Here is a 25,510-nt window from a genome sequence, read left to right as displayed (position 1 = left end):
CGACGCTCGACGTGCTGGTACACAACGCCGGCGTGGCCGACATCGGAACCATCGAGGAATCCTCGGTCGATCAGTGGCGACGCACCCTCGAGGCAAACGTCATCGCCGTCGCCGAACTCACGCGGGTTCTCCTGCCCGCGCTTCGTGCGGCCGGAGGTCACGTCGTGCTGATCAATTCGGGTGCCGGACTGCGCGCCAACGCCGGTTGGGGCTCGTATGCGGCCAGCAAGTTCGCCCTGCGCGCTTTCGGAGATGCGTTGCGCCTGGAAGAGCCGGCACTTCGGGTCACCTCCATTCACCCCGGACGGATCGACACCGACATGCAGCGCGACATCGTCGCGGGTGAGGGCGACGAGTACGACCCGGAGCGCTTCCTGAAAGCCTCCACTGTGGCGCGTGCCGTACTCACTGCCGTCGAAACACCGTCCGACGCACACCCCACGGAGATCGTGCTTCGACCTACCGGCCGGTAAATCCCCAGTTCGGCGGTAACGGAATGGTGACGATGGCCATCCGGATATCGCTTTTCCGGGCACTGGCCCGATACTGACATCAGTTGTCGGACAAAGAGACTGGACTTGTCTCAGGAGTTCATCGAGAGGTGGTGTGCGATGCATGATCATACGGATACATGGGGGATCCCCAGCCAGACTTTCCTTCAGTGGTACCTGGTGGCGGCTGCCGTCGCGATCGGACTCTCGCTGTACAGCCGAATGACTGCGCGCCGGTCACCGGTGGTCGTCGACGCTGTCCGTCGGCCGCTCACTCCTCCCGAGATCGGTGCCTTGACCAGTGACTACCAAGCGGTGCTGGCGTCGATGGCTATTCTGCGCAGCGCCGAGCTGATCAGCACCGAAGGCAAGACCAAGCTGGCACTCACTGCGGAGGACAAGAATCGTCTCGACTGGTTCACCCGTACGGTGCACAAGCGGCTCGGCAACGGAAAGGTCCCGCTGCGGCAGGTGCGTCTGATGGGACGGCTGAACGTCGCACTCGCACAACTACGTACGACGTTGATCGACGAGGGATATTTGCAACGCCAGCAGGACGGTCTGACCGCTGCCCTTCGGACCGTTCCGATCGTGGCGGTCATTGCTCTCGGCGTAGTCCGTCTCGTCGCCGGAATCGCCGGCGGTAAGCCGGTCGGGTTCCTGCTCCTCACCATCATCGTTCTCGCTCTGATGATTCCACTTCTTCGCATCAAGCGTCGTCGGACAGCTTTGGGAGACAGCGAGCTTCGACGCCTCAAGCACGAAAACTCGTACCTCTCACCGAAACTGCGGCCCGCGTACACGAGCTACGGTCCCTCGCTCGCCGGGCTGTCGGCGGCGCTCTTCGGTGCGGGCGCTCTGGTTCTGATCGATCCGGCGCTGGCGGGAGCGGTAGCTGCGGGCGCCGCGTACAGCCCGGGCGGCGGAAGTTCGAGCTACTACAGTTGTGGCTCCTCATCCGGATCATCCGGCTCGGACGGCGGTGGCGGCAGTGGGAGCAGTTGCGGCGGCGGGGGGTGTGGGGGATGAGCACGCATGCAGCCGACACGTGGGGGATCCCCAGCGAGGATTTCCTCTACGGCTACATAGCCGTTTCGGCCACGCTCATGGTTCTCACTCTGGGGTGGCGTCTGATGATCCGGGCACGCCGGCACGGGTACTCAACCGAGCACGGGTATTCCGCCGAGCAACTGACGCCTCCGGAAGTCGGAATGCTCACCGGCGAGTCACGCGCCATCGCAGCATCATTGGCAATCCTGCGTAGCGCTGACCTGATCACCACCGACGGCGCTGTCCTGCGCCCGTTGGGCCCTGGCGACGAGACCCTGGACTGGTACACCCTCACCGTGTACCAGCGCCTGGCCCAGCAGGCTCTACCCCATCGTCGGCGCCAACTCGCCGAGCGTATGACGGTGGAAACAGCTCGCCTACGAAACTCTTTGGCGGACCGGGGATACCTGACCTCCGACAGCACCAGGCGTTCAATCTTTCTCTCCACAGTTCCGCTGAAGATCCTGGTGGCCGTGGGTATCGTCCGCATTACTTTCGGACTGCACAACGACAAGCCCGTCGAGTTTCTGATTCTCGCCGTACTCGTCACCGGGTTCAGCATCCCGCTGCTCGGGCTCAACTTCGATCGAACCACCTCTGGCAAGGCGGCACGTTCGGAACTGACCACGGCACACGCCTACCTGTCCCCGCGCAACAAGCCTGCCTTCTCCGCCTACGGACCACGTTTGGCGGGAATGTCCGCCGCTCTCTTCGCCGGTTCGGCGATGCTGATGATCAATCCCGCCTTGGCCTCCGCCGCCGGAATCGGTGCCGACGGCAGCGGAAGTAGCGGGGGTTCGGACGGTGGCGGTTCAGGCGGGGGAGGCAGCAGCTGCAGCGGGGGCGGCGGATGTGGCGGCGGCGGCGGTGGATGCGGGGGATAGCCGCGCCCGGGCGAGCATAAGCGCTGCGGCCTCGGTAGTGATGCCACGTTCCTCGCTCAACGAGTACACCTCGTCCAAGGTTCGACCGATGCCTCGGGTTCGTTCGACGACGTCGTCTTCGTTCCACCCCAGGACTTCTCGCCCCACGAGGTGAAAGGCTCCGCCTGCGTTCGCGACGAAATCAGGGGCACAGAGAACCCCGCGGTCTCGCAGAACCTCACCGGCAGCGGCATCGGTCAAGATGTTGTTTGCTGCGCCCGCCACGGCCAGAGTCGGAATCGACGCAGCCGCAGCGAAATCGATGATGCCTCCCATCGCGCAGGGGGCAAAGAGGTCACACGGTGTTCGGAGGACCTCGCCGGCAGGAACGACCGTGTGCCCCGCGAGAGAAGCCGCCTCGAGGCGCTGCGGGTCCGTATCGGCAACCAGCAGACGTGCGCCAGCCTGCGCTGCGAGACGGACGACGTCGCCGCCGACGGCGCCGAGCCCCTGTACCAGTACCGTTCGGCCGTCGAGTGTTCCGAGTCCTCGGCGACGCGCCGTGGCCTTCATCGCTTCGAACACACCCAGAGCGGTGGCGTGCGCGCTGGAACCGGCGCCACCGTTGCCGACCGAACGCCCGAAGACGTATTTGGTGGTGCGGCTGAGCTGATCCATGTCGGAAGAGTTGGTGTTGACGTCAGGACCAGTCCAGTAGTTTCCTTCGAGCTTGTCGATGTTCTCGGCGTGGATGCCGAGGATACGAGACCAGGTTGCGGCGTCGATCTGATTGCGCGGTGCTGGCAGTGCGATCACCGACTTCCCGCCACCCATCGGCAGGTCGGAGACAGCCATCTTCAAAGTCATTGCACCGGCCAGCTTCCCGGCGTCCGCCAGAGCGTGGCCGATCGAGGGATAGTGAGCGGCCCGCGTGCCACCCGACGCCGGTCCCAGACGGGTGGAGTCGATTCGAATCACGAAAGTCGTGCCGGTCTCCCGATCATGGCGTGTGACGGTCAGTTCACCGTCCCAGCGCAGTTCGTCGTCGATACTCATTGAATCTCCTTTTCTGTCTCCGGGTCAGTTGTGGGCGTGCAGTGGTGTTCCCGCGAGTGCGAGCATGGCCTCGCCCAACGCTTCGTTCTGACTGGGGTGCGCGTGGATGAAACGCCCCACTTCATCGGGAAGTGCTTCCCAGGCAACGGCCAACTGCGCCTCACCGATCAGTTCGCCGACGCGGTCTCCCACCAGGTGAACTCCGACAACAGGGCCTTTCGTTCCGCTTCGAATCACTTTGATTCCACCGGTAGTTCGCAGGATCTGACTCTTGCCGTTACCTGCCAGGTCGTAGATGACGGTGGAGACGTCGGTGTGCTGCGTGCGCGCCGCCTCTTCGTCGAGTCCGACCGATGCAACTTCGGGATGTGAGTACGTCACGCGAGAAATCAGATGTTCGGCGACCGGTATCGGATCCTTGCCGGCAATCTGTTCGGCCACAAAGATTCCCTGCTGGAAGCCTCGGTGCGCCAATGCAAGACCGGGCACGATGTCACCGACCGCGTACACACCGTCCACGGACGCGCGAAGGCGTTCGTCGGTGACGACAAACCCCTTGTCGAGGTTGATTCCGTTTTCTGCGAAACCGCTACCGTCCGTGCGGGGTCCGCGGCCGCCGGCGACCAACAGTAGGTCGGTGTCGAATATCGTTCCGTCGCCCAGTTCGACGCGGACCGAATCGGCTGCTTCTTTCGCGGAAGCAACCTTTGTGTCTGTCTTACAGACGATTCCACGTTTCCGGTATGCCCGCTCCAGCTGCTTCGACGACCACGGATCCTCGGCGGCGATCAGTCGGGGGAGTGCCTCGACGATCGTTACTTCGGCGCCGAACGAGCGCCAGAGGCTTGCGAACTCGACGCCGATGACACCGCCACCGAGTACCGTTGCGCTGGTGGGCACCCGGTCGAGTTCGAGTGCCTGGTCGCTGGTGACGATCCGTCGGCCGAGTTCGATGCCGGGGAGTTCCCGCGGATACGAGCCGGTGGCCAGAACGAGTGATGTTCCGGTGTAGCGGGTTCCGTCGACGTCGATGCTTCGCCCACCGACATACGTCCCGTATCCGTTGACGATGGTGATCTTGTGTTGCGCCAACAAGCCTTGCAGACCGCTGTACAGCCGCTCGACTGTCCCGTTCTTGTAGTCGTGCACCTGCGCGACGTCGATGCCGGCAAAAGATGCCCGGACACCGAATTGCTCACTGGTGCGTGCCGAATCGGCCACCTCGGCGGAATGCAGCAGTGCCTTGGTCGGGATGCATCCGCGGTGCAGGCACGTTCCGCCGACCTTGTCCGCTTCGATCAGCGTGACCGACAATCCGAGTTGGGCGGCGCGGATGGCGCAGGCATAGCCGCCCGATCCTCCACCGAGGATCACGACGTCGCTGTGGGGTTCTGCAGTTGTCATCGGAGCCTTGGTCATCAGAGCCTTCCCAGGACGCGGATCGGGTTCTCGATGTAGTCACCGAACAGCCTGAGGAATCCGCCGGCTTCGCCTCCGTCACAGACGCGGTGGTCGAAGCTCAACGAGATCTGAGTGACCTTACGAACGGTCAACTCGCCGTTCACGACCCACGGCTTGTCGATGATGCGTCCGATCCCCAGAATTGCCGCCTCGGGGTGATTGATGATCGGAGTCGATCCGTCGACCCCGAATACCCCGTAGTTGTTGAGCGTGAACGTGCCGCCGGTCAGGCGGGCGGGTTCGAGTTTGCCGTCGCGCGCAAGGTCGGTGGTCACCCGAAGTGCTTGTGCGAGTGCGACGGTGCTCAGCGCGTCCGCATTTCGAATGACCGGTACCATCAATCCCTTCGGTGTCTGCGCGGCGATCCCCAGGTGGGTGCGGGCGTGTCGAACGATCTCGCCTCGAGCAGTATCGACCGACGAGTTCAGCTCGGGGTACTGCGCCAACGCCGCGATGGTCAGCCGAGCCAGGAGCGCCATCAGGCTGATCTTGTCGGAATCGGGCAGTGACTTGTTGATCTCGGCACGCGCCGCCAACAGTTCGGTGGCGTCGACGTCGACCCAGGTTGTCGCGTCCGGGATCTCGCTGCGGCTGGTGGACAGCTTGTCGGCCACTACCTTGCGTAGCCCCTTGATCGGAATTCTTTGGTCGGTCGCGTGTGACGTTTCCGTTTCCGGGCCGAAGTTTGCCCCGGCCTCGACGTCGGCGCGCGTTATCACCCCGCCGGCACCCGACCCGGAGAGCAAGGACAGGTCGATATCGTTGTCAGAGGCCAGTTTACGAACAATCGGCGAGATCACACGTACCGACGGAGCAGCTCTGCGGCGGCGCAGAGGAGCATCCTCGCTGGTGCCGTAGCCGATCAGGACGTTGCCCGAACCGGCGCGTTCCTCTTCGCGGTAGCGCTCGTGGTTGGCCGAAACGACCGCGTCGACACTCTCGCCACCACTCACAGTGATCAACGGAGTGCCCACCTTCAGGGTGTCTCCGCCCTTGCCGTGTAGTTCGATCACGGTCCCGGCGAACGGGATGGGCACATCCACAGCAGCTTTCGCAGTTTCCACCTCGACGACGATCTGATCGATGGTGACCACGTCGCCTACCTTGACGTGCCACTCCGCGATGTCGGCCTCCGCCAGTCCTTCGCCGAGGTCGGGGAGCATGAAAACCTGATTGCTCATGCCGTCACCGCCCAACGGGTGTCCGGGGCGTCGTTCCACTGCAGACGGTCGACGGCGTCCAGGACCCGGTCGATGCTGGGCAGGTGGTGACGCTCGAGCTTGGGAGCGGGGTAGGGGATGTCGAAGCCGCTGACCCGGAGCACCGGGGCATGGAGATGGTGGAAACACCGTTCCTGCACGCGGGCAGCAATTTCTGCACCCACACCGGCAAAACCCTGCGCTTCCTGGATAACGATGCAGCGTCCGGTCTTTCGCACCGATGCGGTGACCGTCTCGTCGTCGAACGGCACTATCGAGCGGATGTCGATCACCTCGATGTCCCGGCCCTCGGCTGCAGCGGCCTCGGCGGACCTCAGTGCAACGTCCACGGACGGACCGTAGGCGATGAGCGTCGCGTCACGACCGGGGCGCCGGACAACGGCGCGACCGATCGGCTCACGTGCGGTCAGTTCGACATCTGCTCGCGCGAAGTACAGCTTCTTGGGCTCGAGGAAGATCACGGGGTCGGGGTCCTCGATTGCCGAACGTAGCAGCGAGTACGCATCTTCCACCGTGGACGGGGCTACAACCTTCAGTCCGGGTGTGTGCGCGTAATAGCCCTCACTGGAATCACAGTGATGCTCCACCCCGCCGATACCGCCGGCAAAAGGAACACGAATGACTATCGGAATCGACAGCGTGCCCTTGGTGCGGTTGCGGATCTTCGCGACATGGGAGGCGATCTGCTCGAACGCCGGATAGGCAAACGCGTCGAACTGCATTTCCACGACCGGACGAAAACCGGCCATGGCCATGCCGATTGCGAATCCGATGATGCCGGACTCGGCGAGGGGGGTGTCGAAGCATCGGTCGTCGCCGAAGTCGCGGGTGAGGCCGTCGGTGACGCGGAAGACGCCGCCGAGGGTGCCGACGTCCTCACCGAAGACGACAACGTTGTCGTCCGCGGCCAGAGAGTCGCGTAGCGCGGTGTTGAGGGCCTGAGCCATCGTGAGCATGGGCATGGTCAGTGTCCCCCTGTGTCAGCGGCTTCGGCGGCAAGTTCGGTTTCGAGTTGGGCTTGTTGCTCTCGCAATTGCGGTGTCTGCTCGGCGAAGACGTACCGGAACAGATCGAGCGGATCGTGCGGGCGGTCGACGTTCATGCCGGCGCGCAGTGTGGCGGCCGCGGTTTCTGCCTCTGCAGTCAGCGATTCCACGAACGCGTCGTCGATCAGATCGTGTGCGCGCAGATACTTTTCGAGACGCGGCAACGGATCTCGCCCGAGCCAGGCTTCCACCTCGGCGCTGTGGCGGTAGCGGGTGGCGTCGTCGGCATTGGTGTGTGCGTCGATGCGATAAGTGTGTGCCTCGACGATCACCGGTCCGTTTCCGCTGCGGACGAAGCGTGCCGCCTCGTCCATGACGGCCAGCATCGCAACGGGATCGTTGCCGTCGACCTGCTCGCTGCCGATCCCGTAGCCGACGCCCTTGTGCGCCAACGTCGGTGCTGCGCTTTGGCGCGACAGTGGCACGCTGATCGCAAATCCGTTGTTCTGCACCAGAAAGATCACCGGCGCCTTGAAGACGGCGGCGAAGTTCAGCGCCTCGTGGAAATCGCCCTCACTGGTGGCGCCGTCACCACAGAGCGCCAAGGCGACGGTGTTCAAGCCCCGTCGAGACTCCCCGTAGGCCACCCCCGCTGCATGCAGCAATTGCGTTGCCAGCGGGGTGCACTGCGGCGCACTGCGCAGTGCGACCGGGTCGTATCCGCAGTGCCAGTCGCCGGCGAGCATGCTCAGAATCTGCACCGGATCGACACCCCGGGCGGCCAACGCCATCGAATCCCGGTAGGTGGGGAAGAGCCAGTCACTCGGCTCCAGACTCATCGCTGCCGCGATCTGACATGCCTCCTGCCCTCGCGAGGACGGATACACGGCCAGGCGCCCCTGTTTGGTCAGCGCCGTAGCCTGCTGGTCGAAACGCCTGCCCAGGAACATCTTTCGATACATCGCGATCAGGCGATCGTCGCTCGGTTTTGCGTAGCGGGCCTCGCTGCGCGTCAGTTCTCCGGCAGGGTCGAGGTACTGCACCGCAGAATCGGCCGGCAGGAACTTCTGATACCGCAGTTCCCCCAAGGGCTCGACAAGTGTCACTTCTACCTCCAGAAGACGTTGTGTCCATCAGTATTCGCACTTCGGCGACGTAATGGCAGCAGGCGTCGAGGATTCAAGACAAACGGCCTATCATGAGGATTCGGGCAGCAATATGTCCATCAACCGACTCGACTACCGAACCAGGAATGGACAGATGGCCACCGAACCGCACGCTCTCGATGCGATCGACCGCCGCATCATCGCCGAACTGACCGCAGACAGTCGCATCTCCATGCGTGCACTGGCTGAAAAGGCGCACATATCCCGCGCTCACGCCTACGTCCGCATCGAAAGGCTCGAGGACGCCGGAATCATCACCGGATTCACGACGCGGATCGCCCATGAGAAGGCCGGACTCGGCTCCTCGGCGTACGTGGCACTCTCGATCCGGCAGCACTCGTGGCGAGGTCTGGCGGCGTCCTTGAAGGCCCTGCCGTTTGTCGAGCACTTCTCCCTCCTCGGCGGCGACTTCGACGTTCTGGTGCTGGTTCGAGCCCCGGACAACCAGGAACTACGCCACACCGTCCTCGAAGAACTCCAGGGACTCGACGGGGTTCTCTCGACCAAAACGTGGCTGATCTTCGAAGAAGGCAACGGTCCGGGACCCAACTGGTTGCCCGGCTGATCCGTCTATAGTCGCCGTTAGCAGTTGCACACGGGAGGTGACTCGAATGACCCTGCACGGCCTGGGAATCGGTTGGCGCCCCGAGGTCTCCGGAATCATCGCGCAACTCGACGGCCTGGCATTCTGCGAAGTCATTGCCGAATCCGTCGGAAACGAGATACCGCCGCACCTCGGCTCGCTCGGAGTTCCGGTGATCCCGCACGGAATCTCGCTCTCACTTGGCGGGGCCGAGGCGGTAGATCAGGCACGGATCGATCACCTTGCGCGTGCATCCCAGCTACTGGGCGCTCCCTTGGCGAGCGAGCACATCGCATTCGTGCGTGCAGGCGGCATCGAGGCCGGCCACCTGCTCCCACTTCCGCGCACCTACGAAGCCGTCGACGCCCTGGTACGCAACATCACCCGGACTCAGGACGGTCTACCGGTGCCGTTCGCCGTCGAAAACGTTGCCGCCCTGTTCGACTGGCCGGACGACGAGTTGACCGAAGGGGAGTTTCTCGCGGAAATCGTCGAGCGCACCGGAGCCCTGCTGGTTCTCGACATCGCGAACGTCTATGCCAATGCCCTCAACCGAGGGCGTGATCCCTGGGCCGAGCTGAGCCGGCTACCACTCGAGCGAATCGCATACTGCCACATCGCCGGTGGCAGCATCAGCGACGGCAAATACCACGACACGCACACCGATCCGGTACCCGAAGCCGTGCTGGAACTCCTTGCGCAGTTCACCGCCGCCGGTCACCATCCCGCCATCATGCTCGAGCGCGACGGAAACTATCCGCCGGCACTGGAATTGCTCGACGAGCTCGATGCCATCGCCGACGCAGCTGGTCTGGATCGCATCACCGCGGGCACCGATTGGTCACGCACATGAGCACGCTCGGTGAGCGTCAAGAGGCGCTGATTCGCGCACTGGTGGCGGGTGGCGAACTGCCCGAAGGCTTCGACAAAGACGAAGCCGCCGTTGTCTCGGCGGCGCTGCTCCGAAAGCGCGCAGGAGAAGTGGCGCACCACCTTCCGGTCGTGCGCCACACTCTCGGCGATCGTTATCTTCAGTTGTTCACAGCGTGGGCGGACGGACGGCCGAAGACGTCTTCGCATGCGGATGCCCAGGCCTTTGTCGCCCATCTCCAGGACATCGGCGAACTGCCTCGCCCACCCTGGTATCAGAGGTTTCGAAAGCTCTCACGCAAGTGAGACAACAGCTTCGCTGGTGTACATGAGGAACGTCATCGATTCCTGGAAGTACGGCTCGACGGAGTTCGCATCGTGCGAGAGATAGCCGATGGACAGGTCCTGGCCGAGGTGCAATTCGTAGTCACCGCCACGCGTCGACAGCAGGAAAGCGCCGTCGATGGCCGGGGCCCAGATGATCTCGCCGTCGAGTACGCGTCGCAGGTGCTCGCGGATGGGGTAGCCGTGATCGGAGGTCTCGTTGATCGCGGTGAACGCATCTGCATTCAAGAGCAGTGAGTACGGTCCGTTGACACCGGCCAAGCGCAGCGACGTGATCGCCTGGCTGATGGCTTCCGGGTAGTCCTTGGCGTCGATGGGTAGCTTCAGTTCCGGGTTGGAACCGCTGGCCCGCACGCCGGTGATGCTGGCTGCGGGGTATCCCTCGAAGATGGCGCGGTCCTCGGCGAACGCGATCTGCTTGGCCGCGTCCTTGACGGGCTGCCAGTCGGAGTCCTTGGCGCCGCGTTCGACGTCGTCAATGGCCTGACGGCTGACGGTGAACGGGACCCGCAGTTCGATGATCGGCTGGGACTGACGAGCATGTGCGATGACGCCGTCGGCCAAGGGATTGATCGGCACCTGATGCCCGAGTGGGATGGCCGCGAGATCGTCACCCGACGGTCCCTCCACATCCACGACACGACGACCGGCGACGTGACGCTTGAAGGTACGGCTCGCCTCTTCTTCGATCTCGGCCCAGGCTGCTGCCGAAATGGGTGCTAGGTCGCGGTGCAGGTTTGTCATTGCTGGGCACTCCTTTTGAGGCTGCCGATTCCGAGAGAACCGTCAGAGATGGGCGCTGTGAACGTCGCTTCGGGAACGAGCCTGGTCGGCAAGTCCGGGGGATCGTCGAGAAAGTCCGCCGTCGGAACGAAGAAATTGATTCCGGTGACGGCGGTGGAGAAATCGAGAATGCGGTCGTAATTGCCGACGGGATTCCCGATGAACATGTTGGTGAGCATCTGCTCGGTGACCGTCGGCGACGCCGAGTAACCGATGAAATAGGTACCCATCTCAGCGGAGCCGACGTGGCCGAACGGCATGTTGTCCCGCAGAATCTGGATCTGCTCACCGGATTCGTCCTCGATGACGGTGAGTGCGGTGTGGGAGTTGGCCGGCTTGGTGTCGTCGTCCATCTCGAGATCTTCGAGCTTGGAGCGTCCGATGACGTTCTCCTGCTCCTCGACGGGCAGGGAGTTCCACTCCGACATGTCGTGGAGGTACTTCTGGACGATGACGTAACTGCTGCCTGCGAAATCCGGATCCTCGTCACCGACGGTGACCGCGACGTAAGCGGCCTGCCCGGACGGGTTCTCGGTACCGTCGACAAAACCCATGAGGTCGCGTTGCTCGAAATACTTGAACCCGTGGACCTCGTCGATCACCGACGCGGCCCCGGCCAACCTGTTGGTCACGACCGTGGCGAACTCGAAGCACAGGTCCATCTGACGGGCCCGGATGTGAAACAACAGATCGCCCGGCGTGCGCGGGGCGTGGTGTTTGTCACCGGTCAACTCGACGAACGGATGCAATTCCGCCGGCCGTGGACCGTCGAAAAGTCGATCCCACGCATCCGAACCGATGCCGACGACGGCAGCCAAGCCACCGGCGGGAACCCGGAATCCGATCGAGCGCTGCAGCCCGGAAATATCCGCCAGAACGTCGTGAACTGCCTGCTCACCACCCTCGTCGATGGTGAAAACCAGGAAGATCGCAGCTTCCGTGAGCGGGGTCAGCAACGGCTGCGGTATCGCGGGAAGGGCCACTTCGGCCTCGTCGATCTCACTCGTTTCCGCCATGCAGACCAGTATGGACGATTCCGGCAGTCCCGGCATCAGTAGTGGGTAAGTCGCGTCAGGGTGTCGCGTCAGGGGGTTGCGGCCTGGGCGCCCGCGTCGAAGCCGGCCGGAATCTCGAAGATCTTTCCGTCGAACCCGGCGCGGTAGAGATGCCCGGCCGCGAAACCGGAATTGCCACGCCCGTAGGTCAACACACTCGACGCTTGCAGTCCGCTGGTGAGCGAGCAGTACTGGCCGGGTCCGTCGATCCGCCACACCTCACCACTGATGTCCGTGGGAACAATTGCGCGATCTCGCGAGTCCAAGGTCAAACCATCTGGGGCAGAGAAGGTTTCGAAACCACCGAGCTCGACCAACGACTCCGAATATCCCGGATTGTCCACGGAGATGCGGCTGACACCCGGGTTTGCGAACGTGCGCGAAACGTAGAGCCAGCGATTATCGGCACTCAGGGCAGCGCCGTTTGCACTCGGGAAGGTTGCCCACGCCGGGTCGACGGAACCATTCGGGCTGACCTTTCCGATCAGCGAACCGAAATCGTTGGTGGCGTAGATCGTCCCGTCGTGCGCGACGGCAAGGCCGTTTGCAGCGCTCAGACCACCGGCTATCGGCGTCACGGCACCCGAGTTCACGTCCACCCGCGCGACCGACGCAGCACGCGTCAGATCGCCGATCAGCACGCCGGCGTTTGCTCCGGTACCCACCAGCAGTGAACCGTCCGGGCTCCACGCGAGTGCGCCCGCACCGCCGGGAACCGTCGCGATCGGAACTGCGGCCTGACCAGGCCCGTCGACGCGGAAGATCCGCCCACTCACCAGGTCGGTCGTATACAGGCGCCCTTGCCCGTCCACCGTGACACCCTCGAGGGCAGCACCCGGAATCTGGGCGCTGAGTATGGCGGGTGACGATCCAGGGCAAGGCGGAGCGGCGGCGGCACCGGACACGCCCAGAGCCAGAAGCGAACCGGCAACAAGAGCACCGGTGATACCAACACGAATACCGCGATCGAAGATCCTGGTGCGCATCTGCGCAACGCTAGACCCTCTGTCCGATTTCGCCTAGAGACTCCGAAGGAAAGAGATCAAAAGTTCATTGACCTCGACAGCGCGTTCTTGTTGTACGAAGTGCCCCGCACCGCCGAGGAGATGTACACCCCGCAGGTCGGGGACAGTGTCCTTCATTCGGTCCAGTGCCTTGGGACCGCTCATCGCGATGACCGGGTCTTCCGCGCCCGCAACGACGAGCGTCGGGACCTCGACGTGCGCGCCGTCCAGATCCGCGCTGCGTTCCCAATTGGCGTCATACGCTCGGTACCAGTTCAAGCCACCGGTGAAACCTGTTGCAGTAAAGGCCTTTACATAGACATCCAAATCATCCTCGGTGAGCCACGACCACGGCAACGCCGGCGCCTCGGGAAGTACGTCGAGATAGCCGTTTCCTTCGGAGGGGTTCTTCCACACATCGAGGTACCGGTAAGCCCCGGACAAGGCGTGGAAGAGCCGCTGAAGGAATTCACGTGGACGGGCGTCGAGTTCGCGCTCCGCGACACCCGGTTCCTGAAAATAGTGAATGTGCAGAAAGTGCTTGCGCGCCAAGGCGGCGTAGATGGCCGAGGGCTTGGCCGGGAATCTGTCCGGCGCATAGGGAACCGCCAAGGAGACCAGTCCCGCAACGCGATCGGGGTGACGAAGCGCTGTCGTCCACGCGGCCGGAGCGCCGAAATCGTGTCCGACGAACACCGCTTTGTCGATTCCGAGAGCGTCGAGTAGGTCGATCAGCCGGTTCGCGACGGCGTCGTTGGTGTAGTCCTCGATCACGTCGGGGCGGGTAGTGCCGCCGTAACCGGGCATGTCGAGTGCAATCGACCGAAAACCCGCTTCCGCCAACGCTGCCGACTGATGGCGATAGCTGTATCCGAGGCCGGGAAAGCCGTGGCACATGACCACAGCTGTCCCGGAACCGGAATCGTCGATCTGCCAACAGAATCCGTCGACGTCGATCGTCTTGACCGTCATGTCAGGCGGTGATCATGTCTTCCTGGTTCCAGAATGCGCGCATCGACAGGATCTTTCCGTCGTCGTCGAAGGTCATGACGTCGATGGGTGCGATGGTCAGGGTCTGCTCGCCGAGCTTGGTGATCAGCGAGAAGTGGAATGCCGCTTCGTTTCCGGCGATGCGGAGGGTCTGAAGGTGAGCTTCCTGGTCGAAATTCTCGATCACGGAGTAGAACTCGAGAATGGACTCGCGGGTGGTGCGCACGTCGGTACCAACCGGGTCTTCAACCGTTGCACCCTCTGCGTACAGGGCCACAACCTGGGCAGCAGTGCCCGTCGCAACGGTCTCGATGTAGGCGTCGACGGTCTTGCGGATTACCTCTGCGGACGGTGCCATGGTCTACCCCTCGTAGTTAGAACAGGTTCTAATTCTGAGGATAACCTACGACTCTGTTCCACGGGTCAGCTTTCGAGCACCTTGCGCAGGCGAGCCTTCTTCCGGTTCTCCCGCACGATCCAGACGACATCGGTGTCGTCCGACGCCCCCAGGGAGACGAATGCCGGCAGGGCATTCTCCGGATCCGCCGCAACCGCGACACTCCAGCAGTATCCGAGCGCCTGCCGGAGAGTCCGTGTGTCGGCCTCGCGACGAGAATCAGCTGGTTGCGAGACGATCCACTCGGTAGCGTCTCGGCACACCTGAACGGCCAGCGCAGCGTTGGTCTTGTCCTTCAGCAACCGTGGCTCGCAGATCCCCGCAGCCGCTGCGCGCAGCGTCAATGGATGGGCGGAGCGTGCCCACTGCTCGATGATCGCCCGGAACAATTCCGGATCCGCGTCACCTATCGCCTGAACGGCCATCGCGGCAGCTTCCCGTGCTCGCCACGACGCACAGGTGGTTGCCTCCGTCAGACTGTCCGGAACAGTCTTGTCGCGCGAACGAACGAGGATGAATCCGAGCCCGACGATCCCACAGCAGCGGATGTATTCGTCTTCGGACCCCGCCGCCTGCAGGATGTCGTCGTCATCGGCGCCGCGCGCGAACTCGAGCATGAGCTCAAGGTTCGCGCGCGGGCCGGGCAGTCCTGAACGCTCCGTCAGGTAACTCCACAGTTCATCGCCGTCCAGATCCGCGAACGTCATGGGAGTCCTGCTTTCTCGAGTGCGGGTGCACCCATCATTTCACCGAAAGCCCTCTCACGACGGGAGTTCGAAGCTCACTTGCTTCCGTCGTCGCGCATAGAGGAATCCACCGACAAACGCGAGCACCAGCACCCCGGTCATCACCACGGCCAGAATGTTGCCGCCTAGTAGGAGCGGAAGGTTTCCGGCAATGGCGATCGCGAATCCGATCAGCCCGACAAGGCCCAAGCTCGGGGCAAGTTTGGTGTGCCAGAATCGCTGATCGACCTTCGTACGATGAAAGAAGACGAGCACCGCAAGGCAGGTGAGCAACATGAGAGCCACGATCCCCACCGTTGCAACGCCGGCGAACCACGCGAAGATCTGTGTCACCGGATCCAGACCGATGACGATGCAAGCTCCGAGAAGTACCAAAGCACAGCAGGATTGCACCACTGACGCGATGTGCGGCGAACCATGCACGCGGTGCGTCCGGCCACCTGCGCCCGGCAGAACGCCGGTGTTCGACAGAACGAAGATGTATCTGGCCAAGACATTGTGGAGAGACAGAACTGCGGCAAAGAGACTGGACACCAACAGAATTTGAATCAGGTGGGCTGTCACCGTTCCGGCAAAGTCGGTGGCAGTGGTGATCAGCATGCCGTCGGGGTCAGTACCCGCAATGTCCACTGCACCCTTGTCGCCCCAGGCTGTCACAACCGCCCAACTGGAGAGAGCGTAGAAGCCGCCGATGAGGATCAAGGCGGCGTATGTCGCTCGCGGGATAGTCCGCTCGGGATCCTTCGCTTCGTCACGGAAGATCGCCGTCGACTCGAACCCGATGTAACCGGCAAGCGCGAATACCAATGCGACGCCGGGGGATCCGGAGAATATTTCCGACGGAGAGAACATTGCTGTCGACGGGCCTTCCGGACCACCGTCGGCGATGATGAAAGCGTCGAGTACGACTACGATCCCGACCTCTGCGATCAACAGGATGCCGAGCACCTTGCCCGACAATTCGATATGACGAAATCCGAGGACGGCTACCAGAGCCAACGAGGCGAGCGAGAAGATCCACCACGGCACCTCCGGACCACCGTAGGAGGTGATCAACGAACTCATTGCCGGGCCGAGGTAGCCGTATACGGCCAATTGCACTGTGCTGTAACTGACGAGGGCCAACATCGCACTGCCGACGCCGGCACCACGGCCGAGACCATGTCCGATGTAGAGATAGAACGCTCCGGTTCCCGGGATGTAACGCGACATCGCGGTGAACCCGACGGCGAAGAGCAGAAGTACACCGGTTGTCACGGCGAAGGTCATGGGGAAGCCCGCACCGTTGCCACCGGAAATACCCAGCGGCACAAGACCACTGATCACAGTCAGGGGAGCAGCTGCGGCAACGACCATGAGGACTATCGAGCCGGTACCCAGCGAGCCTCGAAGTGTTCGGTCATCGCCGGATGCATCACGTGAAGCATTGACGGAAGTATGGGTCATACGGGCGATGTTAGAACCATTGAAGTCGATTCGGGACCCAATTCACAAAACTTTTACTTGCGAAAAACGGGACGAACCGTCCGTTCGTCGCGCTCCCGTCAGCTTTCTTCCTGCAGCGCCAAGCGTTTGAGCTCGTCTTTTGCGTGCAGAATGTGACGTTCCATTGCCTCCGCCGCGCGAGCGCTGTCGCCCCGCTTGATCGCCTCGAAGATTTCCTTGTGCTCCACCCTCGAAGCCTCGACCTGGTCTTCGAACACGAGATGATCGACGGGGACGAACATTTCGCCGCGAGCCTCGACCACAGCGGCCTCCAACCTGCTGTTTCCCGCCGCTCTGGCGATACCGCCGTGGAACCTGGCGTCACAAGAGCGGAACGATCCCCGACTTCCGGAAACCCCCAATTGCTCAATGGATTCGAGCAACTCGAGAAGATGACGATCGGTTCGCCGGACCGCCGCGAGGCTTGCCGTGCGCATTTCCAACCCGATACGGAGGTCGACGATCTCGTCGATGTCTGCTTCTCGCGCTTTCAACTGGCCAACCCAGTCTTCATAAGGCCTGGTCAACTCCGAAACGAACGATCCGCCCGTGGCTCCTCGCCGCACCTCGATGTATCCCATCGCCTGAAGGATTCGGACCGCTTCTCGCACACTGACTCGACCGACTTCGAGTTGCTGAGACAGTTCACGCTCGGATGGCAGGCGATCACCGGGGCTGAGCGCGCCGCTGTGAATGAGCAGTCGCAAGCGTCGAGCGATATCCTCCCCCAACGTCGGTGCACTGACCATGAATTCGATGGCCGGCAGCTTGTCGATCTGCACGTCTCGTACCCCCTACTCGGTGCCTGGACCGACACTTACGCTTCGTCTTGACCTACGAAATCGAACGCTCCCATTCGCAACTGTCCTTGAATAGATACAGCAGCGCGCGGCACTTCGAACCCGTTACCCCAACTTTACAAGCCAAACTCTAGCGAAAAGCCATTCAATGGTTCTATGCTCGCTCCTATGACCCAATTCACGATGACGGCGGAGGCACTCCCCGCCATGCCCCTGATCGGAGTCACCGGCCGCGTCGACCGCGGCGGGCCGTCACTACCCAACGTCGTCGGCGACGCGTTGATGGAAATGTTCTTCACCGATTTTCCCTCGAAAATCCGCGCTGCCGGTGGTCAACCGATCCTGCTGAGCATCCACAGTGATCCGCGCCGAATCGTCGAGCATCTCGATGCCCTCGTCCTCAGCGGTGGTTCCGACGTGGACCCCAGGCGATACGGCCGCACCCCCGGACCAAACTCCTCGATGATCGACCCCGCTCGGGACGAATTCGAGTTCGCCCTGGTCGATGCAGCCTGGGAAATCGGACTGCCGATCCTGGGTGTATGCCGAGGACACCAGGTCGTCAACGTCGCCCGCGGGGGCACTCTGATTGCCGACCTTCCGACCGACGCCGGTGAGGCACACAGCTTCTTCGGTTATCCGCGTTCGTACCGACCGCAACAGGTCGCTCTGGAATCCGGTTCCGTCCCACACAGTCTGTTCGGCAACAGCATTCACGTGAACAGCCTTCACCACCAAGCCGTGGACACCCCGGGGAGCGGGCTTCGGATCGTCGGACGCGCGCTCGACGGCGTCGCCGAAGCCATCCAGGCCGCCGATCGCCCCGTGGTGGGCGTGCAGTGGCACCCCGAATTCTTCGTCGAAATCGACCCGCTCTTCTCGTGGCTCGTCGACGCTGCAACCTCCCGTCGGACCAATTCTTCTCACCAGATCGATCATCACAGAATGGAAGACAACAATGTCACGTACGCATGAGAACAAGGTTGCCCTGATCACCGGTGCAGGCTCCGGAATCGGCCGCGGCATCGCGCTGCGCCTCGCCTCCGACGGTGCCCGCGTCGCGGTCGTGGACCTTCACATCGAAAGTGCAAAGGAGACCGTCGCACTTATCGAATCGCAGTACGGCACACCCGCGCTCGCCCTTGAGGCCGATGTGCGCGACCGCGCCGCCGTGAGCGCCGCTTTCGAAGCCACCGTCGCCGAATGGGGACGCTTCGACTACCTCGTCAACAACGCCGGCCTGATCACGATGAGTTCTCTCGAGAACCTCACCGACGAAGAGTGGGACCTCGTCCTCGACGTCAATCTCAAGGGCATGTTCATCGTCACGCAGATCGCCACCCCGTACTTCCGCGACGGCAACAGCGGCGCTGTGGTGAACTTGTCGACGGTGGAAGCGGACGTGGTCGTGTCCTCCCAGGGCTTCGCACAGGTCCACTACAACGCGTCGAAGGGTGGAGTGAAGATGCTGACGAAGGCTCTGGCCGTCGAACTCTCGCGGTACAACGTACGAGTCAACGCGATCGCCCCCGGGCCGGTCCCCACCGCCTTCCTGCCTGGCATCGACGTCTCCTCCGGCGAAGTTCTCGACTTCATGAAGTCCAGGCTCCTGGTGCCGCGCGTCGGCCGCCCCGAGGACATGGGTGCTGCAGTCTCCTTCCTGCTCTCCGACGACGCCTCCTACATCAGTGGAGTCCAGCTGCCCGTCGACGGCGGATGGCTTGCCCGATGAAAGGCCGGCTCACCACGGCCGAGCTCGCCGAGTCCGACATCGACACCGTCCTCATCGCCGGTATCGACCTCTACGGACGGTTGATCGGCAAACGAGTCCCGACGCGAATTTTCCTCGCGAACATCGACGAGGGTCTGCATGTGTGCACCTGTGTGTATGCCTGGGATGCCAGCCAACGCATGGACAAACTCGTTGTCGACTACGCCGGCGGACACACCGGCTGGCATGACTTCCGCCTGCAACCTGACCTGGGAACACTGCGACGCGCGTCGTGGCTCGAGTCCACTGCCATCGTCATCGCAGACTCGGTCGACGAACATACCGGCGAGCTCGTCCCGATCGCACCGCGCACGATCCTGCGCAAGCAGATCGACAAGCTCGAATCAGACGGCCACACCGTCTACGCGGCAACGGAACTCGAGTTCCACCTCTACCGAGGTACCCCCGACGCATTGCGGCGCAGCGGCTATCGGGATCTCGAACCCACCACCCTGGTGCCCTCGGATTACACCATCACCGCCGGCAACGCGATGGAACCTTTCTTCCGCAAGGTACGAACCGCGTTGGAGGAGAGCGCGATTCCCGTGGAGGTCTCTCAGGTCGAATACGGCCTGGGCCAGTGGGAGATCAACCTCGAATACGGAACCGCCCTCGAGATGGCCGACCGCCATGTGCTATTCAAGCAGGTCGTCCACGACGTCGCTGCGGCAGAAGGGCTCACTGCTACCTTCATGGCACGTCCGAGCACCGACGGCATGGGCTCGTCGTGTCATATTCACGCGTCCATGCGGAGCGACGACACCTTCCCGTTCCACGACGAAAGCGCAGAAAACACCGCGAGCGCCGAGCTGCTGCACGCCGTCGGCGGAGTTCTCGAGCACTGCCCGGAACTCATGCTGTTCTACACGCCGACCATCAACTCGATGCGCCGGACCAGAGCCAGCCACGATTTCTCGGGGAACGGCTTGACCTGGGGTTTCGACAACAGGACTACCACCTGCCGACTCATCACCGGGGCACCGTCCGCCAACCGTCTCGAAATGAGACTGCCAGGGGCGGACGCAAATCCGTATCTCGCACTGGCCGCAGTCTTGGCATCGATGAACGACGGTCTGACACGAAAGCTCGATCCCGGCGCACCGGTACGACGCGACGGGTACAGCGACACAGACACACTCGAGAAGGTGAAGCAACAACCGCTGCCCGGCACACTCGACGAGGCGGCGCGTGCGCTCGAGGCCAGTGAGTTCGCACTCGCGGCGTTCGGCGCCGACGTCGTATCGCACTATGCGGCAGTCGCCAAGGACGAATGGGATTCCTTCATGTCCGCGGTCACCGACTGGGAACGCGAACGCTACCTCGACAACATCTGACCTACAAACGATTTCGCCACGAAGGACAGTCATGACCACTTCATGCTCACTCGTGCCCCAGAACAACACGATCGACGGAAACGCCGAAACACCGGCTATCGAACTCGGCGAATTTCTCACCGATCCCGACACCGGAGAGAAACTGCAAGCCCAACTCTCGTCCTCCACCGAACAGGTGGAGAGGGCGATCACCGCCGCGACAGAACTTCACCGATCGGGTGTCTGGACCCGTCGATCGGTCGCCGACCGGGTGCGCCTACTCGAGAGAACGGCTGAACTTGTCGAAGAACGGACTGCGGCGATCGCTCGTGAGGACTCCAAGAACAACGGCCTTCCGCTTTCGATCAGCACACTTTTCGCCGGCGGACTTCCCGATCTGTTCCGCAGTGCTGCAACGTATCTGAAGAACTCCTCCGGGTTCGAGCAGTTGCCGTCAGGTGCACATTTACATCGGCTGGCGTGGGGCCCGACCGCTGTGATCGCACCGTGGAACGCACCGAGCTTCATCACCGCCAAGAAGACCGCATTCGCTTTGGCCGCAGGTGCTCCGGTCATCGCAAAGCCCTCCAACTGGGCACCGTCGGGTCCCAACGTGCTTGCCGAGGCGATCTCACGTGCCATCGCCGAAGTCGACGCGCCGAAAGCTCTGTTTCAACTCGTTCACGGAGGCGGGGACGTCGGGCATCTACTGGCCTCCGATCGACGAATCCGAGCACTGGCGTTCACCGGCGGCCGAGCAGCCGGTAGTTCCATCGCCGCTGCAGCTTCTACCGATTTCAAGGCTCTTCAACTCGAGCTCGGCAGCAACAACCCCGTGATCATCCGCGCCGACGCCGACATCGATCTGACTGCCACCGCACTCGTCGACGGGTTCACCAAACTCAACGGGCAATGGTGTGAGAGTCCGGGAAGCGTCTTCGTGCCGCCGCACCTTCACGACCGGCTTGTCGACGCAATACTCGACCGCACGGCCGAAATCGCACTCGGCCGAACCGATGACGCCAACACCACGATGGGTCCGCAGGCGAACGAGCCTCAACTCCAACGGATGCGGGATACCGTCGAGTTCCTCCGTGGCGTGGGCGGCACGGCCGTCTCGAGCACCCCCGTGCCTGACGATTCCGGATGGTTCTTCCCACCGACAGTGGTGCACGGAATCTCGTCGGAGCAGACCAAATCGGAGACCTTCGGGCCGATCCTGACGGTGCACCGAGCATCAACCGACGAGGAAGCTCTGCTCGAGGCCAACGCTCTCGATACCGGCCTGGCCGGATACGTGTTCGGCGCCGACATCGACGCCGCTCGTGAACTTGCGACCCGAATCGATTGCGGTGAGAACAAGATCAACACCACCAGCCTCCTGGACCTAGACGACCACTCGACCCAGAGTTTCTGGGGCGGAAGCGGTATCGGCGCACACGGCGACGCAGAGCTTCTCGACTTCTTCCGGGGATCGAGAATCATCGGGGTCGATGCGCCCGGACTTCCTCTCTAGGCGGAGGAGGTCGAGGAAATGGGTGAAGCGGCTCGGGTGGGCACCGATACGAGTCGGGTGGGCACCATGGTGGTCGAATGCCACGATACCGCGGCGGTTCTCGCACGTATTTCGTCGCTGGGGTGGAAGCTCGGCGTCGAGGTCGTCAGCCTGTCTACATGGGTATCCGTGACATCGCCGGGAGTCACCGGAATGTCGATCGCGTACCGTTGCCCGGCAACGATCTCCGACGCCATGTTGATCAAGCGTCTCAACAAGATCATCGGGATAGTTCGCATCAAGACGGACCACGGCCCGTTCGTTCCGGTGACACCACAGGTCGGCCTACACGTCACCGCGACTTTCCAACGCGTCGATCCCGTGGCGCTGGTGGCGTACCGGCACGGCGCAACTGTGTGCAGTCAAGCGAACAATGTTCTGTCGGTACAACTCACCACCACCCGATCGATCGCGGACACATTCGTATCTGATCTGGCACAGGTCGCAGAGCGTCCGCTGCGGGGTGAGATCTCGCTGCAGGAGATTCATCTTGCATGACGTCGAAGTGCACCACGGCGATGTGCGGCTACGGAAGTTGGCCAGTAGCCGCACATCATCGTGTGATCAGTGAGCAGGGAGGAGGGACGTCTCCTGCTGCACACCGTCTTCCGCGCCGATCTGGACGATGTTTCGCGGCAGGAACACGGCCGCGATCGCGCCGAGAACTGCTGCAGCAGCACCGATCAGGAACGCGATACGCATGCCCTCGTCGGTGTAGAAGACAGCGCCCTCCATCGCCATCGCGATGTGCGAGTTCAAGACCGTGAAGGCGATGACGGGAAGCACTGCGGGGAAGATGCTCTGGAAGACCGCAACCATGCTCGCCGTGGTTGCCTGCAACTGCGGCGGCACTGCCTCGATGAGCAGGTTCGGGATGGAGGCGTAGCCCATACCCATACCGACACCGAAGATTCCGGCAAAGATGATGAGCAGAGGCTTGTTGTCGTGAATGGTGGCCGTCAACGTGAATCCGACTGCCATGAGGATCATTCCGATGATCATCAGCAGACGGGGCCGGATGTTGCGCCCCACGAGGAAGCCCACGATCAAACCACCGACCACCACCATGCCGCCAAGGGGCGCCTGGAAGATCGCGAATCCCTCTGCCGTCACGCCGAATCCGTATCCCAGGCCGAGAACTGCGGGGGTCATCACCATCATCGGCAGCAAAATCGTGAAGACTCCCGATGCGCCGTAGCAGAAACCGGCACCGACGGCGGTGAGCATCACCGAACGCTTGCCGAAGTAGCGCAGGTCGATCAAGGGCTCGCGGATGGCTCGGGCAGAGGCAACCCAAGCCACCAACAGTGCGACGCCGCCGATCAGGTAGGCCAGTGTCGAACCGTTCTTCCAGCCCCAGGTCGGTCCGAAGCTGACGCCGATCAGAATTCCGGCGATGCCCGATCCGAGCAGTACCGCGCCGATCAGGTCCAGCGAAGAGCGAAGTCGGACAGTCGATTCCGCCGTCGAAGCGAAGATCATGCCGCCGAGGAGAACCAGCCCGACGACAAAGAACCAGAAGATGCTCCGGAACCCGTGGTTGTCGATCAACCAACCGGAGACGAACGGCGCCGGAATCGCGATCAGACCCATACCGGAAGTCGCGATACTGACTGCCAGCGCAACAGTTTTCGGCGGGAAGACATCTCGAATGAGGGAGTAGCTCAGGAAGAGGCAGGGAACGAGCAGACCCGTCAATGACCGGCCCAGAATCAGGACGGCATAGCTCGGCGCAACCGCCGAAATGAAGGATCCGACCGCTGCGCCGGCGACCGCCAAGAGCAGGACTTTTCGCTTGCCGTACATGTCGGCGAGCTTTCCGAGCAGAGGAGACGCGACCGCCCCCAGCAGCAAGAACGACGTGAGCAGCCAAGCTCCCTGCGTCGTTTGATAATGCGCCGAGATGGCCGGCAGCGCAGTGGAAATCATCATGTAGCTCACCGCGAGCATCTCGAGAAGTAGAACGATCGACGCCAGAGAGAACACCAGTCGCGGAGTCCAACGCTCCGGTATCGATGTCGGTTCGGGCGCACTAGGAGACGAACCGGAGCTGTGGACGTGAGACGCCATGGCTGGAAGATCCTTTCGGGACACCTACAAATTCGATTGACCCCCTGTCGAATACCGCCGACGGGGGCCTTGCGGGGAAGTGCAGTGGAACGACAGCTACCGCTCTCGGCAACGTGTTACGTGCATCACAGCCCTCACATCGAACACGCGCTACCAAATGTTCCGTGGAGCGGGACATTCAGGACAACGACTGATTGGCGTCACAAACTCGAACCTGGCCTTGGATTATGAGCAACGGCAACGATTTTCGGTTCGAACTTGAACGTGGAGCCATTCCCACCTTCGAAATACCGACCACCCCGTACTTGACGATCCCGCCTTTGAGGTTCCCCCTCGGTGTCAACGTCGGGAATCATCCCCCAGAAACGACTGTGCGCCGTTTCGGTAGCGGTAACTACCAAAACGGCGCACAGGGGCCGAAGGCCCTACAGAACTATGTTCACCATCTTGCCCGGCACAACGATCACCTTGCGGGGTGCGTTGCCCTCGAGCAGAGCGACGATCTTCTCGTCGGCCAGCGCAATCTCTTCGACAGCCTTGCGATCGGCATCCGCCGGGACGCTGATGCGGCTACGAACCTTGCCGTTGACCTGGATCGGGTACTCGACGGTATCCTCGACGAGCCACTTCTCCTCGACTGCCGGGAAGGGTCCGTGCGCAAGGGATTCCGTGTGACCCAGACGCGACCACAGCTCTTCCGCGAGGTGCGGCGCCAGGGGAGCGAGCATCAGCACCAGCGGCTCGACAGCAGCACGCGGCGCACCGCCCGGGAACGCCTTGGTGAGGTGGTTGTTGTACTCGATCAGCTTCGCGGCGGCCGTGTTGTCGCGCAGCGCCGTGTAATCCTCGATGACACCGGAAATCGCCTTGTTGAGCGCACGCAAAGTCTCTTCACCAGGAGCTTCGTCGGTGACACGGGGCTTGCCGGTCTCCTCGTCGATGACGACGCGCCACACTCGCTGCAGGAATCGCGCAGCACCGACGACGTCCTTGGTAGCCCACGGACGCGAGGTGTCCAGCGGACCCATCGACATCTCGTACACACGCAGAGTGTCTGCACCGAACTCGGCGCAGATCTCGTCCGGCGCAACGGCATTCTTCAGGCTCTTGCCCATCTTGCCGTACTCGCGGTTGACCTCGGCGCCTTCGTAGAAGAACTTGCCGTCACGCTCGACGACCTCTTCCGCCGGCACGTAGACGCCGCGGGCATCGGTGTACGCGAATGCCTGGATGTAGCCCTGGTTGTACAGGCGGCGGTACGGCTCGCTCGAGGACACGTAGCCCAGGTCGAACAGAACCTTGTGCCAGAAGCGCGAGTACAGCAGGTGCAGCACTGCGTGCTCGACGCCGCCGACGTACAGGTCGACTCCACCGGGATCGTTGGGGCCGTGCAGTTCCGGACGCGGGCCCGTCCAGTACGCCTCGTTCTGCGGGTCGCAGAAGGCGTCCT

Annotated in this window: 26 protein-coding genes; 11 read left to right on the top strand and 15 right to left on the bottom strand. The window is 62.6% G+C overall.

Annotation, left to right across the window (positions count from 1 at the left end):
* The 3 genes from A2J01_RS16685 to A2J01_RS16675 form a co-directional block, all read left to right on the top strand.
* A partial coding sequence (locus A2J01_RS16685; RefSeq protein WP_064113145.1) for an SDR family oxidoreductase occupies positions 1-473 on the top strand: 473 nt, incomplete at its 5' end.
* A 138-nt stretch (positions 474-611) separates the two neighbouring features.
* The gene (locus A2J01_RS16680; protein WP_064113141.1) at positions 612-1,520 is read left to right on the top strand and encodes a TIGR04222 domain-containing membrane protein; all 909 of its coding nucleotides are present in this window, start codon (positions 612-614) and stop codon (positions 1,518-1,520) included.
* The gene (locus tag A2J01_RS16675; protein WP_064113140.1) at positions 1,517-2,425 is read left to right on the top strand and encodes a TIGR04222 domain-containing membrane protein; all 909 of its coding nucleotides are present in this window, start codon (positions 1,517-1,519) and stop codon (positions 2,423-2,425) included. Before A2J01_RS16680 ends, A2J01_RS16675 begins: the two co-directional genes overlap by 4 nt.
* On the opposite strand, the gene A2J01_RS16670 is transcribed toward A2J01_RS16675, so the two are convergent.
* Genes A2J01_RS16670 through pdhA form a run of 5 tightly spaced genes read right to left on the bottom strand, consistent with a single transcriptional unit; the run spans position 2,354 to position 8,233 of the window.
* Positions 2,354-3,460 carry a Glu/Leu/Phe/Val dehydrogenase family protein gene (locus tag A2J01_RS16670; protein WP_064113139.1) on the bottom strand — a complete coding sequence of 369 codons (1,107 nt, stop codon included), beginning with the start codon at positions 3,458-3,460 and terminating at the stop codon, positions 2,354-2,356. The genes A2J01_RS16675 and A2J01_RS16670 overlap by 72 nt on opposite strands.
* A 24-nt stretch (positions 3,461-3,484) precedes the next feature.
* Positions 3,485-4,879: a dihydrolipoyl dehydrogenase gene (gene lpdA / locus A2J01_RS16665; RefSeq protein WP_231915808.1), complete on the bottom strand. Its 1,395-nt coding sequence runs from the start codon at positions 4,877-4,879 to the stop codon at positions 3,485-3,487.
* A complete protein-coding gene (locus A2J01_RS16660) occupies positions 4,879-6,102 on the bottom strand; it encodes a dihydrolipoamide acetyltransferase family protein (RefSeq protein WP_064113138.1) in 1,224 nt (407 codons plus the stop codon). Before A2J01_RS16660 ends, lpdA begins: the two co-directional genes overlap by 1 nt.
* A complete protein-coding gene (locus tag A2J01_RS16655; RefSeq protein ID WP_064113137.1) occupies positions 6,099-7,103 on the bottom strand; it encodes an alpha-ketoacid dehydrogenase subunit beta in 1,005 nt (334 codons plus the stop codon). Before A2J01_RS16655 ends, A2J01_RS16660 begins: the two co-directional genes overlap by 4 nt.
* A gap of 2 nt (positions 7,104-7,105) precedes the next feature.
* Positions 7,106-8,233 carry a pyruvate dehydrogenase (acetyl-transferring) E1 component subunit alpha gene (gene pdhA / locus A2J01_RS16650; protein WP_064113136.1) on the bottom strand — a complete coding sequence of 376 codons (1,128 nt, stop codon included), beginning with the start codon at positions 8,231-8,233 and terminating at the stop codon, positions 7,106-7,108.
* A gap of 154 nt (positions 8,234-8,387) precedes the next feature.
* Here pdhA and A2J01_RS16645 point away from each other — a divergent pair, with 154 nt between their 5' ends.
* From A2J01_RS16645 to A2J01_RS16635, 3 genes are read left to right on the top strand one after another with little or no spacing between them, the layout of a single operon-like run.
* Positions 8,388-8,858: an Lrp/AsnC family transcriptional regulator gene (locus A2J01_RS16645; protein ID WP_064113143.1), complete on the top strand. Its 471-nt coding sequence runs from the start codon at positions 8,388-8,390 to the stop codon at positions 8,856-8,858.
* A 46-nt stretch (positions 8,859-8,904) separates the two neighbouring features.
* Positions 8,905-9,729, top strand: a complete 825-nt coding sequence (locus A2J01_RS16640; RefSeq protein ID WP_007729070.1) for a DUF692 domain-containing protein — start codon at positions 8,905-8,907, stop codon at positions 9,727-9,729.
* On the top strand, positions 9,726-10,052 hold the full coding sequence (locus A2J01_RS16635) for a hypothetical protein (RefSeq protein WP_064113135.1): 327 nt from the start codon (positions 9,726-9,728) through the stop codon (positions 10,050-10,052). Before A2J01_RS16640 ends, A2J01_RS16635 begins: the two co-directional genes overlap by 4 nt.
* Here A2J01_RS16635 and A2J01_RS16630 read toward each other — a convergent pair.
* The 8 genes from A2J01_RS16630 to A2J01_RS16595 all read right to left on the bottom strand — a co-directional run bounded on the left by A2J01_RS16630 (position 10,041) and on the right by A2J01_RS16595 (position 17,333).
* Positions 10,041-10,835, bottom strand: a complete 795-nt coding sequence (locus A2J01_RS16630) for a family 1 encapsulin nanocompartment shell protein (RefSeq protein WP_064113134.1) — start codon at positions 10,833-10,835, stop codon at positions 10,041-10,043. The two genes, A2J01_RS16635 and A2J01_RS16630, sit on opposite strands and share 12 nt — an antisense overlap.
* Complete coding sequence (locus A2J01_RS16625; RefSeq protein ID WP_042447536.1) at positions 10,832-11,890, bottom strand: Dyp-type peroxidase; 1,059 nt, start codon at positions 11,888-11,890, stop codon at positions 10,832-10,834. Before A2J01_RS16625 ends, A2J01_RS16630 begins: the two co-directional genes overlap by 4 nt.
* Positions 11,891-11,958: 68 nt before the next feature.
* Complete coding sequence (locus A2J01_RS16620) at positions 11,959-12,915, bottom strand: SMP-30/gluconolactonase/LRE family protein (RefSeq protein ID WP_064113133.1); 957 nt, start codon at positions 12,913-12,915, stop codon at positions 11,959-11,961.
* Between the two features lie 33 nt (positions 12,916-12,948).
* On the bottom strand, positions 12,949-13,905 hold the full coding sequence (locus A2J01_RS16615) for an alpha/beta fold hydrolase (protein ID WP_064113132.1): 957 nt from the start codon (positions 13,903-13,905) through the stop codon (positions 12,949-12,951).
* A gap of 1 nt (position 13,906) precedes the next feature.
* Positions 13,907-14,281, bottom strand: a complete 375-nt coding sequence (locus A2J01_RS16610) for a nuclear transport factor 2 family protein (protein WP_003942502.1) — start codon at positions 14,279-14,281, stop codon at positions 13,907-13,909.
* A gap of 65 nt (positions 14,282-14,346) precedes the next feature.
* Positions 14,347-15,027, bottom strand: a complete 681-nt coding sequence (locus tag A2J01_RS16605; RefSeq protein WP_064113131.1) for a hypothetical protein — start codon at positions 15,025-15,027, stop codon at positions 14,347-14,349.
* A gap of 54 nt (positions 15,028-15,081) precedes the next feature.
* Positions 15,082-16,512 carry an APC family permease gene (locus A2J01_RS16600; RefSeq protein WP_064113130.1) on the bottom strand — a complete coding sequence of 477 codons (1,431 nt, stop codon included), beginning with the start codon at positions 16,510-16,512 and terminating at the stop codon, positions 15,082-15,084.
* Positions 16,513-16,610: 98 nt separating this feature from the next.
* Positions 16,611-17,333 carry a FadR/GntR family transcriptional regulator gene (locus A2J01_RS16595; protein WP_082900889.1) on the bottom strand — a complete coding sequence of 241 codons (723 nt, stop codon included), beginning with the start codon at positions 17,331-17,333 and terminating at the stop codon, positions 16,611-16,613.
* A gap of 186 nt (positions 17,334-17,519) precedes the next feature.
* On the opposite strand from A2J01_RS16595, the gene A2J01_RS16590 reads away from it, so the two are divergent.
* The 5 genes from A2J01_RS16590 to A2J01_RS16570 are packed head-to-tail and all read left to right on the top strand — an operon-like array spanning position 17,520 to position 22,488.
* Positions 17,520-18,326 (top strand): gamma-glutamyl-gamma-aminobutyrate hydrolase family protein, encoded by an 807-nt coding sequence (locus A2J01_RS16590; RefSeq protein WP_230691795.1) that lies wholly within the window; start codon positions 17,520-17,522, stop codon positions 18,324-18,326.
* On the top strand, positions 18,310-19,083 hold the full coding sequence (locus A2J01_RS16585) for an SDR family NAD(P)-dependent oxidoreductase (RefSeq protein WP_021332597.1): 774 nt from the start codon (positions 18,310-18,312) through the stop codon (positions 19,081-19,083). The genes A2J01_RS16590 and A2J01_RS16585 overlap by 17 nt, the downstream gene beginning before the upstream one ends.
* Positions 19,080-20,456 carry a glutamine synthetase family protein gene (locus A2J01_RS16580; RefSeq protein WP_064113129.1) on the top strand — a complete coding sequence of 459 codons (1,377 nt, stop codon included), beginning with the start codon at positions 19,080-19,082 and terminating at the stop codon, positions 20,454-20,456. The genes A2J01_RS16585 and A2J01_RS16580 overlap by 4 nt, the downstream gene beginning before the upstream one ends.
* Positions 20,457-20,487: 31 nt before the next feature.
* Positions 20,488-21,951 carry an aldehyde dehydrogenase family protein gene (locus A2J01_RS16575; RefSeq protein ID WP_064113128.1) on the top strand — a complete coding sequence of 488 codons (1,464 nt, stop codon included), beginning with the start codon at positions 20,488-20,490 and terminating at the stop codon, positions 21,949-21,951.
* Between the two features lie 18 nt (positions 21,952-21,969).
* Complete coding sequence (locus A2J01_RS16570; RefSeq protein WP_007729094.1) at positions 21,970-22,488, top strand: hypothetical protein; 519 nt, start codon at positions 21,970-21,972, stop codon at positions 22,486-22,488.
* A gap of 66 nt (positions 22,489-22,554) precedes the next feature.
* On the opposite strand, the gene A2J01_RS16565 is transcribed toward A2J01_RS16570, so the two are convergent.
* Positions 22,555-24,060, bottom strand: coding sequence for an MFS transporter (locus A2J01_RS16565; RefSeq protein WP_030537475.1), 1,506 nt, complete (start codon positions 24,058-24,060; stop codon positions 22,555-22,557).
* Between the two features lie 425 nt (positions 24,061-24,485).
* A partial coding sequence (locus A2J01_RS16560; RefSeq protein WP_156519298.1) for a class I tRNA ligase family protein occupies positions 24,486-25,510 on the bottom strand: 1,025 nt, incomplete at its 5' end.

The organism is Rhodococcus sp. EPR-134 (genome assembly GCF_001647205.1).
Classification (GTDB): Bacteria; Actinomycetota; Actinomycetes; order Mycobacteriales; family Mycobacteriaceae; genus Rhodococcus_F; species Rhodococcus_F qingshengii.
This window is presented reverse-complemented; position numbering and strand designations above follow the sequence as displayed.

What these genes read in the sequence shown, in the direction of transcription:
- A2J01_RS16680 (WP_064113141.1), top strand. Translation starts at nt 612, where the DNA reads ATGCATGATCATACGGATACATGGGGGATCCCCAGCCAGACTTTCCTT.
- A2J01_RS16675 (WP_064113140.1), top strand. Translation starts at nt 1,517, where the DNA reads ATGAGCACGCATGCAGCCGACACGTGGGGGATCCCCAGCGAGGATTTC.
- A2J01_RS16670 (WP_064113139.1), bottom strand. Translation starts at nt 3,460, where the DNA reads ATGAGTATCGACGACGAACTGCGCTGGGACGGTGAACTGACCGTCACA.
- lpdA (WP_231915808.1), bottom strand. Translation starts at nt 4,879, where the DNA reads ATGACCAAGGCTCCGATGACAACTGCAGAACCCCACAGCGACGTCGTG.
- A2J01_RS16660 (WP_064113138.1), bottom strand. Translation starts at nt 6,102, where the DNA reads ATGAGCAATCAGGTTTTCATGCTCCCCGACCTCGGCGAAGGACTGGCG.
- A2J01_RS16655 (WP_064113137.1), bottom strand. Translation starts at nt 7,103, where the DNA reads ATGCCCATGCTCACGATGGCTCAGGCCCTCAACACCGCGCTACGCGAC.
- A2J01_RS16645 (WP_064113143.1), top strand. Translation starts at nt 8,388, where the DNA reads ATGGCCACCGAACCGCACGCTCTCGATGCGATCGACCGCCGCATCATC.
- A2J01_RS16640 (WP_007729070.1), top strand. Translation starts at nt 8,905, where the DNA reads ATGACCCTGCACGGCCTGGGAATCGGTTGGCGCCCCGAGGTCTCCGGA.
- A2J01_RS16635 (WP_064113135.1), top strand. Translation starts at nt 9,726, where the DNA reads ATGAGCACGCTCGGTGAGCGTCAAGAGGCGCTGATTCGCGCACTGGTG.
- A2J01_RS16630 (WP_064113134.1), bottom strand. Translation starts at nt 10,835, where the DNA reads ATGACAAACCTGCACCGCGACCTAGCACCCATTTCGGCAGCAGCCTGG.
- A2J01_RS16625 (WP_042447536.1), bottom strand. Translation starts at nt 11,890, where the DNA reads ATGGCGGAAACGAGTGAGATCGACGAGGCCGAAGTGGCCCTTCCCGCG.
- A2J01_RS16620 (WP_064113133.1), bottom strand. Translation starts at nt 12,915, where the DNA reads ATGCGCACCAGGATCTTCGATCGCGGTATTCGTGTTGGTATCACCGGT.
- A2J01_RS16615 (WP_064113132.1), bottom strand. Translation starts at nt 13,905, where the DNA reads ATGACGGTCAAGACGATCGACGTCGACGGATTCTGTTGGCAGATCGAC.
- A2J01_RS16610 (WP_003942502.1), bottom strand. Translation starts at nt 14,281, where the DNA reads ATGGCACCGTCCGCAGAGGTAATCCGCAAGACCGTCGACGCCTACATC.
- A2J01_RS16605 (WP_064113131.1), bottom strand. Translation starts at nt 15,027, where the DNA reads ATGACGTTCGCGGATCTGGACGGCGATGAACTGTGGAGTTACCTGACG.
- A2J01_RS16600 (WP_064113130.1), bottom strand. Translation starts at nt 16,512, where the DNA reads ATGACCCATACTTCCGTCAATGCTTCACGTGATGCATCCGGCGATGAC.
- A2J01_RS16590 (WP_230691795.1), top strand. Translation starts at nt 17,520, where the DNA reads ATGACCCAATTCACGATGACGGCGGAGGCACTCCCCGCCATGCCCCTG.
- A2J01_RS16585 (WP_021332597.1), top strand. Translation starts at nt 18,310, where the DNA reads ATGTCACGTACGCATGAGAACAAGGTTGCCCTGATCACCGGTGCAGGC.
- A2J01_RS16580 (WP_064113129.1), top strand. Translation starts at nt 19,080, where the DNA reads ATGAAAGGCCGGCTCACCACGGCCGAGCTCGCCGAGTCCGACATCGAC.
- A2J01_RS16575 (WP_064113128.1), top strand. Translation starts at nt 20,488, where the DNA reads ATGACCACTTCATGCTCACTCGTGCCCCAGAACAACACGATCGACGGA.
- A2J01_RS16570 (WP_007729094.1), top strand. Translation starts at nt 21,970, where the DNA reads ATGGGTGAAGCGGCTCGGGTGGGCACCGATACGAGTCGGGTGGGCACC.
- A2J01_RS16565 (WP_030537475.1), bottom strand. Translation starts at nt 24,060, where the DNA reads ATGGCGTCTCACGTCCACAGCTCCGGTTCGTCTCCTAGTGCGCCCGAA.